The sequence below is a fragment of the Vibrio sp. NH-UV-68 genome (assembly GCF_042940635.1).
GTDB lineage: Bacteria > Pseudomonadota > Gammaproteobacteria > Enterobacterales > Vibrionaceae > Vibrio > Vibrio pacinii.
Genome location: NZ_CP134975.1, coordinates 2198858 through 2211871 on the forward strand (window position 1 = coordinate 2198858; position 13014 = coordinate 2211871).

The 13014-nt window shown below is 43.2% G+C and carries 12 protein-coding genes and 1 tRNA gene; 8 read left to right on the top strand and 5 right to left on the bottom strand.

The window, feature by feature from the left end:
• Positions 1 to 319: 319 nt before the first annotated feature.
• From ViNHUV68_RS09905 to ViNHUV68_RS09920, 4 genes are all read left to right on the top strand, one after another.
• The gene (locus ViNHUV68_RS09905; RefSeq protein WP_391087839.1) at positions 320 to 1198 is read left to right on the top strand and encodes a DUF6602 domain-containing protein; all 879 of its coding nucleotides are present in this window, start codon (positions 320 to 322) and stop codon (positions 1196 to 1198) included.
• 129 nt (positions 1199 to 1327) lie between these two features.
• A complete protein-coding gene (locus ViNHUV68_RS09910; RefSeq protein ID WP_391087842.1) occupies positions 1328 to 1813 on the top strand; it encodes a hypothetical protein in 486 nt (161 codons plus the stop codon).
• Between the two features lie 962 nt (positions 1814 to 2775).
• Complete coding sequence (locus ViNHUV68_RS09915) at positions 2776 to 5091, top strand: DEAD/DEAH box helicase (RefSeq protein WP_391087845.1); 2316 nt, start codon at positions 2776 to 2778, stop codon at positions 5089 to 5091.
• Between the two features lie 203 nt (positions 5092 to 5294).
• Entirely contained in the window at positions 5295 to 5486 is a 192-nt protein-coding gene (locus tag ViNHUV68_RS09920) for an AlpA family transcriptional regulator (protein WP_017069162.1), read from the top strand.
• 470 nt (positions 5487 to 5956) lie between these two features.
• On the opposite strand, the gene ViNHUV68_RS09925 is transcribed toward ViNHUV68_RS09920, so the two are convergent.
• Positions 5957 to 6033 (bottom strand) — tRNA-Arg (locus ViNHUV68_RS09925).
• A 202-nt stretch (positions 6034 to 6235) separates the two neighbouring features.
• Here ViNHUV68_RS09925 and folD point away from each other — a divergent pair.
• Positions 6236 to 7096 carry a bifunctional methylenetetrahydrofolate dehydrogenase/methenyltetrahydrofolate cyclohydrolase FolD gene (gene folD / locus ViNHUV68_RS09930; RefSeq protein ID WP_038172954.1) on the top strand — a complete coding sequence of 287 codons (861 nt, stop codon included), beginning with the start codon at positions 6236 to 6238 and terminating at the stop codon, positions 7094 to 7096.
• Positions 7097 to 7204: 108 nt separating this feature from the next.
• Here the strand turns inward: folD and ViNHUV68_RS09935 are convergent, their stop codons facing one another.
• The 4 genes from ViNHUV68_RS09935 to ViNHUV68_RS09950 form a co-directional block, all read right to left on the bottom strand.
• Positions 7205 to 8404 (bottom strand): NupC/NupG family nucleoside CNT transporter, encoded by a 1200-nt coding sequence (locus ViNHUV68_RS09935; protein WP_038172955.1) that lies wholly within the window; start codon positions 8402 to 8404, stop codon positions 7205 to 7207.
• A gap of 228 nt (positions 8405 to 8632) precedes the next feature.
• Entirely contained in the window at positions 8633 to 9574 is a 942-nt protein-coding gene (locus tag ViNHUV68_RS09940; protein WP_038172956.1) for a LysR family transcriptional regulator, read from the bottom strand.
• Positions 9575 to 9631: 57 nt separating this feature from the next.
• The gene (locus tag ViNHUV68_RS09945) at positions 9632 to 10603 is read right to left on the bottom strand and encodes a lytic transglycosylase domain-containing protein (RefSeq protein ID WP_038172957.1); all 972 of its coding nucleotides are present in this window, start codon (positions 10601 to 10603) and stop codon (positions 9632 to 9634) included.
• A gap of 48 nt (positions 10604 to 10651) precedes the next feature.
• A complete protein-coding gene (locus ViNHUV68_RS09950; protein ID WP_038172958.1) occupies positions 10652 to 10936 on the bottom strand; it encodes a YcgL domain-containing protein in 285 nt (94 codons plus the stop codon).
• A gap of 161 nt (positions 10937 to 11097) precedes the next feature.
• Here ViNHUV68_RS09950 and minC point away from each other — a divergent pair, with 161 nt between their 5' ends.
• The 3 genes from minC to minE are packed head-to-tail and all read left to right on the top strand — an operon-like array spanning position 11098 to position 12861.
• Entirely contained in the window at positions 11098 to 11760 is a 663-nt protein-coding gene (gene minC / locus ViNHUV68_RS09955; protein WP_038172959.1) for a septum site-determining protein MinC, read from the top strand.
• 18 nt (positions 11761 to 11778) lie between these two features.
• Positions 11779 to 12591 carry a septum site-determining protein MinD gene (minD, locus tag ViNHUV68_RS09960; protein WP_038172960.1) on the top strand — a complete coding sequence of 271 codons (813 nt, stop codon included), beginning with the start codon at positions 11779 to 11781 and terminating at the stop codon, positions 12589 to 12591.
• Between the two features lie 6 nt (positions 12592 to 12597).
• The gene (minE, locus tag ViNHUV68_RS09965) at positions 12598 to 12861 is read left to right on the top strand and encodes a cell division topological specificity factor MinE (protein WP_038172961.1); all 264 of its coding nucleotides are present in this window, start codon (positions 12598 to 12600) and stop codon (positions 12859 to 12861) included.
• The last annotated feature ends 153 nt before the right edge of the window (positions 12862 to 13014 follow it).

A 13014-nucleotide genomic window follows, 5' to 3' on the forward strand; every position in this document is an offset into this window, starting at 1 on the left:
TCTGCAACCAGACTATCAAAAGGACTTTATGCAGAAAGTGTACTTGAGCATGCAAATCTATGTACATTCCTAAAATACGCCCTGTTGTCCACTCATTGTGAGAATGATTAGACAGTATCAGTTCTGGTTGTTAATTAGCGTTATATACGAATCGCTACCTCCTTTACCCATTTGGTGAGTAATTAGATATAATAGTAATACTATTCAGTTACTTAACTCCTTATTATGTTATCGCTTATACGGCGATATGTGGTAAGTTCTGGGGAAGGAAAACGGAAAAACCGTATAGAAAGTTTTGTGTTTTATAAGGAGTTCAATAGTGATAGAAAACTACTTTTCTGGAATTTCAGAAATTTTGATTTCTGAGGTCAGAAAGATTAACGCTAATTTCGAGCACCAAGGCGTGAAAGGGACAGGCAATGAAAACAGTTTGCTGTCATTACTCGAAAGGTTTTTGCCTCCTAGATTTGGTGTTGAAACAGGGGTTGTAATAGATAGAAAGGGAAAACAAGCTAGGCAGTCAGATATCATTATTTATGAGAAAGACAAGTACTCGAACTTTTTCTCAATGACTCAAACTAAATTTTTTCCAATTGAGTGTGTGATTGGTGTAATAGAAGTAAAAACAACACTTGATCAAAAAGAGTTTGATAAAGCAATGGAAAACATAGCGTCTATCTCTTCGCTCAATCCAACCGAAACACGAAAGGTAGCGGCTTTTATATTCGCTTACAATACGGGTGCAGAGTCTCTAGAGACTGTTGTGGGGTGGTCATCCTCAAAGACCAAAGGTTGCCCATATGTGTTTCTGCTTGATCATGGTTTTATAGGGTTTTCCAACCCCCAAGATCCTCTAATAGCTTTATGTCATTGGGAAAAAGATGACTTAGCATTCTTTGATTCGGATAATTTAGTTGTCCATAAATATAAAGTTAAAAACAGAAATTGGTGTGTAGTCGATACTGGCGATAGGTATCCGTTATCAACAATTGCAAAAGAAACCTACTTAGTAGACCAAGCCAAGATACTTGCAAATTTTTTGTATCAGGTTTTTTATTGTTTGGAAAGTGCAGAAGGAGTAACCAAAAAGCACGCATACATCATGCGCAATTATATGCCTCAAGAATATTTGCGGTATTTGAGTTTAGAAGAAGGTAAGTTAACTCAGTACAAAGATCAAACATATCAGAGCACTTAAGAATGATTCCCAAAGATTGGCATTTCTAGCTCAAGGCTGGGTTTTGTGTCTATGGTGCATAATTAAGGCTTGCTGGCAGCGTTGCTGACATCTTAATTCAGTATTATGGTTCAAGAAAAGGAGTTCAATTTGGAATTAGATCAAGTACTTAATATGGTTAAATTAAGTTCTGTCATCGAGTCAATCGAAAGTAAGTTAAACCGTATTGTTAGTGCGGCAGAGATCATCGAAGAACTAGGGGCCAAGGATGTAGATTGCAGTTGCGCTGATTCTGTAATTTCATCACTAAGCGATGAATTTATATCTAACTTACCACTAATTATTCAAAAGGTTATCTCTAAAGAGACGTTGATACCATCAGGTGTCCCTGTTGTTATCGAGAAGAAGAAATATAGGGTTAAAGGAGAGGTTTGGGTTGTTCATAAGAATGATGTAGACCCATTTCCATCATCTCCTCATGCTCATAACTATGACCAAAATCTTGTGATGCACTTGGGCAATGGTCGAATGTATCGTAAGAGAAATTATGTAGCGACAGCTAAGAAGAAACAGTTTTTAGCTTTGAGGCAGCAAATCGATTGTGTAACCCTACCACCACTTGAAATTGAACCATAGTAAAGCAACAAGGCGTACCTTAAACACTTATGTTCGAACCCTGTTGATGTCCCTCTATGTGAATGATTAATTATGCATGCCAATATATCTCTATAGAGATACCTATTTTGATAGGTTTAGGAGTATTTAGGTACTGCCCCTTAACCGCTAACCATAAGGAAAAGTACAGTGATTTCAGTCGCACGATTCGCAACTGAGTAATTACGTTAACGCATAATGGGGCAAAGCCTTCTTAGTTCCTAAAACCCGAACCGCACTTTACGAACCAGGCCTCCGACACAGACTCACCCGAATTTAGAGTAATTAAGGTTACTAAGGACGAAATCCATGAGCTTCGCTCATGAACCATTCGACTAACTTCAAAGCACAGCTTTGGGAGGCCACTTTATCATTTCTTTAATAACACAGAGAAAGTGGCCTTTTTTGTTTAAAAATTCCAGCACATAAATCATTGATTAAACGCCGAATCCTGGAAAAACTTGCTAATCCATTGATTTTATAAGTAGTAGTGAATGGACTACCACATAGTTAGGTGTGTATGATTCGCTCAAATCAACGATACAAAGTCATGCAATACTTCGACAGGAACTCAACAAAACAAACACTTTCAACAGTCATATCAAGCGGAACCAACCGTTCAACCAAAGTGGTCTACTCCATTTTTAGGTGCACTTCACTCACGCCAAACAATTGGTTGAACTTTAAGTGCATACGCCGCCTACAGAGCCACATCGAACAATTCAAAACGAAGTTTTGGGTTAGCTGGTATCAAGGTGACTTGCTTCTACTCAATGCAATGCCCTCAAACAGGTTCAACAGTTTGAAGGGCACAGCGATGCTTACCTAGCAAACCTAGTTCAATCAATATCCAATCCCTTGTTCTAGCATTCAGATACTGAGTGATCATCTATCTGACGTCAGGCAAGGTGTACCCAAAAATCATAACAATAAGAATTTACACTATGAAAATTTTAAACGAATCAACAGCTAGCGAACATATCGGAATCAAAAACCTTCAGGAGAACAAAATCTCTATTCTTATATCCAATGGTATTAATTACGAATGTTCTGATCGAAGGATCGTCGCTCCGATGTACGGCAAAAATAATTTTTTTGAGGTCGCGAGCTCTTACAAACAAGCCAATATTCGTGACATTGAAATAGTAATCGATTCTAAGATGCACCCTGAACTTTCAGAAAAGGCACTAGCAGAGAACGTGGAAAATACTCGTTTGCCAATTTTTGATTTAGCAACTGGAATCCATTTTGACAGGCTCAGCACAGTTCAAACACTGCTCGAAGGCTACAAACTTTTCAGAAGCACAACGCTTGCTGACTCAATCTCGAGGAATCTGATTCAGAAAATTCCACTCCATTTCGAAACTTCCGAATCTTGCCTATCGCACTACCTTGATGCTGGTTCAAATGGTTACCAGAAGCTCCTCAACGCCTTAAACAAAACACAGGCCAATTATGAGTCGATGCTTAGTGATGCTACGAAAGTGACTGAATTCGACCGATTAGTTGAAGTTGAGTCGTTCGACAATGTCAGCTACCTCATCGAAGACACTCAATTTGATACAACAGTATTGCTGGGAAAAACAGGCACAGGGAAAACAAAACTTGCATTGCAGCCAATGATAAGGTCAGCCACTGAAAACAAGAGGGTAGTCTATCTCTCGTACCTAATTCCCCTCGTAAAGCAGCTTTGCGAAGCTGTTGGAGCAGTAAATTACAAGAATAACTCATTATTTGAGATCGAAAACGCAACGTCACTGGGTGTTGTCGTTAACAGTGTCTATAAAGATCATCTAGCTTCAGTCATCTTGAACTGCGACATACTCATTATCGATGAATTTGAAAAAGTTATGGCCAATGTCTGTGGTCATAACGACACGATCCGTGACGAGGTATTTGACGTACTGACTCTAGCGATCCAGAAGGTTCCCAAGGTCGTTGTTGCCGATGCCGATATTACAGATACCACCCTACGCTGGTTGCGTAAACATCGTAAAAGCATCCAAATCATCCGCGCGACGCAAAACCCATACAGCAACATCAACGTCACTATCGCAAATAAATTTGCCGCTTTTGGCAACACAGCTAACCAGCTCAAAGGTGAAAATGTCATCCTTTTCGACTCTCTGAGGTCAATGCGCATGACAATGATCGACATGGGGTTGACTGATAAGAGTGGGCAAGCTTGTGAAAAAGTTGCACTTAAGAAACAGGTTTTGGTACTAACAGGCAGCAACAAGAACATGAAAGCACAATCAAGTTTTCTAACATCTCCATCAGAAGAGTGCACCAATTACAACATGATTATGGCTTCACCGTGCCTAGCTTCTGGCTACTCATGCGAAGCTGAATATACAGACAATGTTAACGTAGTCAGTGACTTAGTGCTGGGAATTGATGAATTGGTCAATTTCTCAAGGCGTTTCCGCGCAAGTAAAAACATTACGTTTTACTTGACTCAAAATGACCATTTTAATTATGTCCCTACTCTTCCTTGTGACACTGAATCTGACCGCGACATCCTTCGTAATGAGTTTGAAGACAAGAAACAACTATTCAACGCGAATCAACCTCTTAGCATGATGTGGAACCTGAAGCGGCTTGGTTTCAATGTCCAAGTACAGCAATCAAGCAAAGAGCAGCTTGAAGAAGGTGTTTTTCGATTCAACCTGCTAAAGGCTAAAGATCTCGAAGCGCGAATCAAGGCTATTTTAGCGGCAAGCCTGATTACACAAGCCGAAGCAGAAAAGCTACTAATGAGCAATCAAGTCGGGTTTGAAGAGCTGGCAATGCTCAAGAAATACGAGATCATGCGCGACTATCAACTAGAGGAGATCACTGAGCAAGACATTCTTTTCGATGAAGAATTTCGGAACAAACCACTATATAAAGAAATTTGGAGACCCAATGGGACTGCCCAAAACAAGTACCTTGTTGAGCCCGCGAAATTCATTAAGTCACGGATTTTACAAAATCCAGACTACCAAGGTGAAAATGATACGCTGGTACTTTCTCGCCCCCAAGTTCATGGCATCGCCACAGAAATTTTCGGCAATTGGGAGACATTTAAACACTTGCTACCAGATAATGAACGCAAAGAAGATTGTACCCAGACTGCTGCAACCAAACTCTTCAAGGCATTGATGACCTCATTAGGGTATATCTGGCCTAAAGGGGGCTATCAAAGCGAGCCTAAAAAAGTGAAACTTTCATTGGACGCGAGGGCTCTAGCTTGCAAAGAAATGATTCAACTAAGTTAAAAAAATAACATCAAACGGCTAAAATTTGACCAAATATAAGTAGTAGTGAATTGAGTAACTGATTGAAATAACGGATCATTACAACACTAGTAAGGGGTTCAAAATCTCATTTGAATTCTTAAGAAAACTTCGGCTAACCGCCGAAAAGGAGTCATCTATATCTGACTCTCCATAACGACAATAACTAAACGACGAGAGACTAAATGAAAAACAAAGAATTTATTCGAATCAATGATCTAGCTGACTACCTTGGTATCAGCAAAGTGACAATCTGGCGCTGGAGAAAATCTGGGCAACTACCGAAACCAACCGCGATAAGCCCAAAAATCGTAGGTTGGAAGAGAGAAACAATCGAAGCTTGGATAGAAGAAAGTGCGGGCGCAATGCCGTACTAACACTTAAATCCGAGATCTATAAAAACACAGACTTTACGTACAAACATGAAGAGCTGTGGGAAGGGGCGAACAAGTCAATTCGCCTATAAGGCATATCCATGGACAGCCTCCAACATGCAATAAATAAACAAAGTTATGTAGCATTAATGCCACTTGCACAACATTCTCTGCCAAGCCTAGTGAAACGTTCCTGTATGAACTAGGCAACCAACCACCCCGTCTCTCTCAAACGCTCCATCAAACTCACTGCCCGCATAACCACTCTTAATTACGCTCGTTAACATCAGTCCGTAATCGGGTTTTGGCTAAACACAAGCACTAGAAACTACAGTAAGTTAAGTGACAGTATCTCAAAAAAGATTACATCCGATTTCGTTTAGCTACACGCTTACTTGACTAGTAACTTGACTAGAAATTCCAGAAATGAAAAGGGGGTTAGCAAGTACTAACCTGCTAACCCCCAAAATATATGGCACGCCCTGTAGGATTCGAACCTACGACCACATCCTTAGAAGGGACGTGCTCTATCCAGCTGAGCTAAGGGCGCGCTACAGGGACAGAATTATACGAGTTCAAACTGTTAACACAAGAGCTTTTGTTAACAATCTATCCTGAATGAACAAAAAAAAGTCACCGCAGCATTAATTGCTTAAATTTACCACGAAGCAAACGTTTGCTTATAGATGTTCATTAAATAATTTGCGACAATGCGCGGCAAATAAGTCGCCATTCATTTCTTAAGGAAAGTCATGACAGCTCAAAATATCGATGGAACTCTTATTTCTCAAACAGTGCGCTCTGAAGTTGCGGCACGAGTAAAGGCTCGTAAAGAAGCGGGGTTACGTGCCCCAGGACTTGCAGTAGTGCTAGTTGGCGAAGACGCCGCATCACAAGTGTATGTAGGCAGCAAGCGCCGCGCGTGTGAAGAAGTAGGATTTGTATCCAAGTCATTTGATTTACCCGCCAGCACAAGTGAACAAGACCTTCTCGCATTAATTGATGAGCTAAACAACGACGCTGAGATCGACGGTATCTTAGTTCAACTTCCGCTACCAGCGGGCATCGATACCACTCACGTTCTCGAACGCATCCACCCTGAAAAAGATGTCGACGGCTTTCACCCATATAATGTCGGGCGCCTAGCACAACGCATTCCTAAGCTTCGATCATGTACGCCAAAAGGCATTATTACCCTACTTGACCGTTATAACATCGATCTACGTGGTAAACATGCGGTTGTTGTTGGTGCTTCCAACATCGTCGGCCGCCCGATGACCTTAGAGCTATTGCTTGCGGGTTGTACGACAACCACATGTCACCGTTTTACCAAAGATTTAGAAGGCCATGTTCGTCAAGCAGATGTCGTGGTAGTTGCGGTAGGTAAGCCGAACTTCATCCCAGGTAACTGGATTAAAGATGGTGCAGTCGTGGTGGATGTTGGTATTAACCGTTTAGAGTCTGGCAAGCTTGTCGGGGATATTGACTACGCAAATGCAAAAGAGCACGCAAGTTTCATCACGCCAGTCCCTGGTGGTGTTGGCCCAATGACGGTCGCTAGCTTGATTGAAAACACCATGCTCGCCTGTGAGCAGTTCCACACCAAAAAATAATCTCAAACAAGATCGAGATAAAACAACGGGCAGCCCATTGGGCTGCCCGTTTTATTTAGATTCAACTCAAAAAGCACAAGCCTAACCGCATATGCCCTATGCGCCTTGTTACAAACTGAGAATAACACCTGCAATAGAGGCACTCATTAAATTGGCCATCACGCCCGCTGCAATGGCGCGGAACCCATATTTAGAAATAAACGGGCGTTTCTCAGGCACTAGGCTACCTAGCCCACCAATCAACATCGCCATGGTTGAAATATTAGCAAAACCACATAATGCAAAGGTAACAATCGCTTGCGAGTGTTCACTCAATTGACTCTGCACTTCCATCAATTGAATGAAGGCGACAAACTCATTAACCACAATTTTATTGCCAATCAAAGATCCTGCGGTGACCGCTTCATGCCAAGGAATACCCACTAACCACGCCACTGGCGCAAACAGGTAGCCAAGGATAAGTTCAAAGCTCAGCGAAACCCCAATGAAATCCCCAACCCAGCCAAGCATACCGTTAAGCATGGCAATCACACTGATAAATGCCAGCAACGTTGCACCAACTGCAACCGCAATTCGTAAACCCGACATCGCGCCATCTGCCATGGCTTCAACGACATTGGTCGCTTTGGGCATTTCTGCGTTATCAAGCTCAGTGGCACTATCGATCGTTTCGGTCTCTGGCACTAAGATTTTGGCCATTAGCAAACCTGCTGGCGCTGACATAAACGCTGCCGCAATCAGGTAGTTGAGATCCACTCCCAACGACGCGTAACCGACCAAAGTGCCACCAGCTACAGACGCCAGTCCACCAGTCATCACTGCGAAAAATTGTGAATTTGTCATTTGTTTAAGGTAGGGCTTTACCACTAACGGTGCTTCTATCATGCCAACAAAAATGTTCGCCGTTGCCGAAAGCGACTCGGCGCGGCCAATACCAAGTAGTTTTTGCAAACCACCGCCAATGAAGTTAATCACTTTTGGCATCAACCCAATATGATAAAGGCCTGAAATCAGAGCAGAGAAGAAAATGATGATACCAAGCACATTGATCGCAAAAGTAAAACCACCCGTAGCTAAACCACCAAATAAGAAAGTAATACCTTCTTGTCCATAATTAATCAGGTTGGACACAGCCCCCGTAACGCTACTTAACGCCTCTTTGCCCGCCGGAACATAAAGTACCAACAAGGCAAAGGTAATTTGCAGCACAAAAGCCAGTGACACTGTTTTAAAGTTGATTTGCTTTCTATTTGTAGACAGTAGCCAAGCGGTGAATAGTATGGCGACGATACCAAGTATTGAGTTCATAAAATGAATCCGACAAAAAGGGGAACAAGAGTGGCGTCGGAGTCTATTGATTTAAAAATGAGATGCAAATCACAGTTGTTAAATGGATGTATTTTATGCCGAGCAAAAAAACACCACCTTCTTAAGTCATTGATTAAAAAACATATAAACGTTTGCTTAATTCGATTTTTTCTATTTGGAAATTATGTTTATGGACTCGGAAAAACTTGTTCGTGAGCACTTGTCTAATCAAGGTCGTTGTACATATGGCGCGAGCCTCTTATCCCAGTGACACGGATTACCGATTTTTTGTTTAATAAACTCAATGACAGCGACCGTCTTCTTAGGCAAATAACGACGACTTGGGTAAACCGCATAAAACGGCATACTCTGGCATGCACACCAATCGGGAAACAACTGAATCAGTTGCCCACGTTTAAACTCGTCACCAATCAGATAAGTTGCGAGATATGCAATCCCCCACCCTGCCACCGCTGCATCGCGAACTGCTTCTGCTAAGTCTACCGAGTAGTTACCCGACACTTTGATATTCAGCTGCTCTTGATGGTTGCTGAACGCCCATCGAGTGTAATCTCTCTCCCAACTACGATAGATCAAGCAGTTGTGATCAATTAGCTCACTGGGGTGAATGGGGGTTTGATGCTTGACTAAGTAATCAGGAGACGCAGCCACCACAAACTGAGAGTCAGCCAAACGCTGAGCCACGTATCCTTCGGGTAAATGTTCATTGTTGGTGATCCAAAGATCTAGCCCTTCTTCTAGCATGTCCACCTTGTAATCAAAGAGGTGAACTTCAACTTGCAGATTTGGATACTGTCGACGCAGCTCATCAATAGCAGGAATGATATGCAAAGTCCCAAACGACTGAGATAAGCCGATCTTAACCAAACCTGCGACTTCGTCTCGCTGGCTCTCCACTTCAAGATCTGCCTCACCCACAATCGACACTAACTGAACACAATGCTGGTAAAACTTCTGCCCCACTTCTGTTGGCGTAAAACTACGGGTAGTACGTTGTACAAGCTTTACACCTAGTGAGGACTCCAACTGTGCCAATTGTTTGCTGACATGAGAAACCGACACCTCAAGACTCTTGGCTGCTAAAGTAAAGTTCTTATGTTTTAGCAAAGCGGCAAAGACCACCATTTGCGCAGCACGTTCTGAAAGCACATTCTCTCCAAAATGAAAAAGGAGCTCAATTGAGCTCCTTTGCAATACATTGTTTATTTACAAAGTAATTCTATCCGCCAAATGACTGACGGCAAGAGCGAAGTAGTAAGAGCGATTCCACTTCATTAATACATTGTAGTTATTGTACACCAGATAAACACGGCCATTAGCGTCATCAGGAGCGATCAACCAAGCCTTAATATCCTTATCAAGTATGGGTAACGGACGACCATCGTAGCGAGTGACGCCGAGCTTACTCCACTGTTGTAAGTACTTACCTTTCTCGTCACTACGACCTTGAATACTGGTATCAAACCCTTGCGGCAGTTTAACCTGACGCCCCCAAGTGTATGTGTCACTCCAACCTGATTGACTGAGATAATTAGCCGCAGAAGCAAAAACATCGGCTTCAGTGTTCCAAATATCTTTCTTGCCATCATCATTGCCGTCAGCGGCAAAGGAAAGAAACGAACTCGGCATAAATTGACATTGCCCCATCGCGCCAGCCCATGAGCCTTTGAAGTCGTTGAAATCGATATGCCCTTCATCAAGAATTTGCAGCGCAGCCATGGTCTCTTTGCGGAAAAAGGCCTCACGTCTGCCATCGTAAGCAAGGGTCGACAGAGCATCGATCACTGGGTAGTGACCAGTAAAAGTACCAAAGTTACTCTCGACGCCCCAAAGGGCAACAATAAACCGTGGCTGAACACCATATTGCTCGCCAATCCTACTTAGGTCAGCGTAATGCTTCTGGTAGAGATCTTTGGCTTGTTTGACTTTCCAGTCTGGCACAGCGCGTGGAATGTACTCATCAAGAGTGAGCCTTTTCTCAGGCTGGTTTTTATCCGCTTTGACCGCACGCGGTTTATGCGTGACATCCGCAAATGCTTGGTTGAGCACTTGTTCTGAAATGCCTTTTTGACGGGCTTCTTGTTTTAAACCTTCGACATATTGTTCGAAACTCACTGGGTTGGCATTCGCCGAACTGGCGAGAGCGAGACCTAATGCGACTGACAGTAGTTTTTTCACATTGCCCTCCTTGAGCAATAGAATCGGCAATCTTAGTTAGCGTTATTTTTATTTAGATTGCTGGCGAGTTTGTTTGTGCTCTTTGTATTCGTCTAATAAATTTTTTGGCGGTGGTGGAAGCTGTAAAAAGTAACCATCATCTAGCAGCGATTGCTTCACTTTTTCAATATCAACTTGTGCTAAGGTTCGTCCGTCTAATTTGACCACCATAACCATAGTAGGTTTGCCAAACATCTGCATCAATGTGTCAGGAACTTGTGAAAAATCATCCTTTTTAGGAATGTATAGATAAGCGCCTTCTTTTTTAGCACTTTTGTATATTGCACAAAGCATTGTGAGCCTTTAGTCCGATTATTGGGTGGAACGTTAATGTTTCGCTATTTTTGAGAGCAAAACGGTCAATTGAGCGCAAGATAACTTGCTGTGCTTATAATGGGAATATAACATGACACCCCTAGTCTCAAGCAACGCCCTTAAGAGGTTGTAAGTAAAAGATGTCACATACCCCAGACCTAAAAGGCAGTAGCTTTACTTTGTCAGTTTTACACCTTTCTGACAATGATATTGACAGAACAATCGATTTTCTACAGCAAAAGGTAGAGCAGGCACCAGCATTTTTCTCGCATGCACCAGTGGTGATCAATATTGCCCAAGTCGAGGGTGAATTAGATTTTCAGAGACTAAAACAGGGCATTTCCCAAGCGGGCATGATTCCCGTAGGGGTGACTGGCTGTAAAGATAAGCGGACGCAAAACCTAGCCTCTGAAGCCAAGTTTGCCGTGATGTCAGCCAGTAAGTCGCCGTCCCAAGCCCCGGCGAAAATGGCACCGACTAAAGTTATTCGCACTCCGGTCCGTTCTGGCCAGCAAATTTATGCCAAGGACGCTGACTTAGTTGTGCTCAATCATGTTAGCGAAGGCGCTGAGGTGATCGCAGATGGCTCTATCCATATCCATGGCACATTGCGTGGCCGCGCAATCGCAGGAGCAAGCGGTAATACCTCTGCGATGATAATCTGCAACAAACTTAATGCAGAACTGATGTCAATTGCCGGACACTACTGGCTTACCGAGCAATTCCCAGAACAGTTCTGGCAACAAAAGATAATGTTCAGTTTGGACAATGACTCGCTCAAGTTCGAGTTGTTAACAATTTAAAAATAAAAGGAACGGATAATGGCACGCGTTATTGTTGTCACTTCAGGTAAAGGCGGAGTGGGTAAAACCACATCTAGTGCCGCGATCGCTTCTGGTCTGGCGGTAAAAGGTAAAAAAACCGCCGTTATCGACTTTGATATCGGCTTACGTAATCTCGACTTAATCATGGGCTGTGAGCGCCGCGTCGTTTATGACTTTGTTAACGTCATCAACGGTGAAGCGACTCTCAATCAAGCGATGATCAAAGACAAACGCACAAAAAACCTGTTTATTTTGCCTGCCTCACAAACACGCGATAAAGACGCATTGACTCGAGAAGGCGTGCGCCGTGTTCTCGACGAACTCGATGAGATGGGCTTTGACTTTATTATTTGTGACTCCCCTGCTGGTATCGAGCAAGGTGCATTAATGGCACTATACTTTGCAGATGAAGCGATTGTCACCACTAACCCAGAAGTCTCGTCTGTCCGTGACTCGGACCGTATCCTAGGTATCCTTGACTCGAAGTCTCTCCGTGCCGAGGAAGGGTTAGAACCAGTAAAACAGCACCTACTGTTAACTCGCTACAACCCATTGCGCGTAACGCAAGGTGAAATGCTCAGTGTTGAAGACGTTGAAGAAATTTTGCACATCGGCCTGCTTGGTGTTATTCCAGAAAGCCAAGCAGTATTGAACGCCTCAAACAAAGGTGTTCCGGTAATCTTTGATGAACAGTCTGATGCTGGTATGGCCTACGCCGACACCGTCGAGCGTCTGCTTGGCCAGCAAGTGGATTTCCGCTTCCTGACTGAACAGAAAAAAGGCATTTTCAAACGACTATTTGGAGGCTAACACGGCATGTCATTACTAGAGTTTTTCCGCCCGCAGAAAAAAACGTCGGCCAACTTAGCCAAAGAGCGACTGCAAATTATTGTCGCCGAGCGTCGCAGTCAGGGCGATCCAGCGCCTTCCTACCTGCCTCAGCTGAAAGAAGATATTCTTAAAGTGATCGCTAAGTACGTCGCGGTAGATCCATCAATGGTCGATCTAACCTTCGAACACAAAGACGACGATATCTCGGTGCTTGAGCTAAACGTCAAGTTACCTGACGAAGAAAAGTAGCGAGAAGAGAGAAGCGAGAAAACCCCGAAAGGTTGACGTTAAGGCGTCAACCTTTTTTTTCGGCACTCTAGATGTAAGACCCTAACAAAAACTCAACTCGGTAGCTGAGGCGTGCTCCTCTCGCAGGGCGGAGCCCGCTCTCGAAACGAAGCG

What these genes read in the sequence shown, in the direction of transcription:
- ViNHUV68_RS09915 (WP_391087845.1), top strand. Translation starts at nt 2,776, where the DNA reads ATGAAAATTTTAAACGAATCAACAGCTAGCGAACATATCGGAATCAAA.
- ViNHUV68_RS09920 (WP_017069162.1), top strand. Translation starts at nt 5,295, where the DNA reads ATGAAAAACAAAGAATTTATTCGAATCAATGATCTAGCTGACTACCTT.
- folD (WP_038172954.1), top strand. Translation starts at nt 6,236, where the DNA reads ATGACAGCTCAAAATATCGATGGAACTCTTATTTCTCAAACAGTGCGC.
- ViNHUV68_RS09935 (WP_038172955.1), bottom strand. Translation starts at nt 8,404, where the DNA reads ATGAACTCAATACTTGGTATCGTCGCCATACTATTCACCGCTTGGCTA.
- ViNHUV68_RS09950 (WP_038172958.1), bottom strand. Translation starts at nt 10,936, where the DNA reads ATGCTTTGTGCAATATACAAAAGTGCTAAAAAAGAAGGCGCTTATCTA.
- minC (WP_038172959.1), top strand. Translation starts at nt 11,098, where the DNA reads ATGTCACATACCCCAGACCTAAAAGGCAGTAGCTTTACTTTGTCAGTT.
- minD (WP_038172960.1), top strand. Translation starts at nt 11,779, where the DNA reads ATGGCACGCGTTATTGTTGTCACTTCAGGTAAAGGCGGAGTGGGTAAA.
- minE (WP_038172961.1), top strand. Translation starts at nt 12,598, where the DNA reads ATGTCATTACTAGAGTTTTTCCGCCCGCAGAAAAAAACGTCGGCCAAC.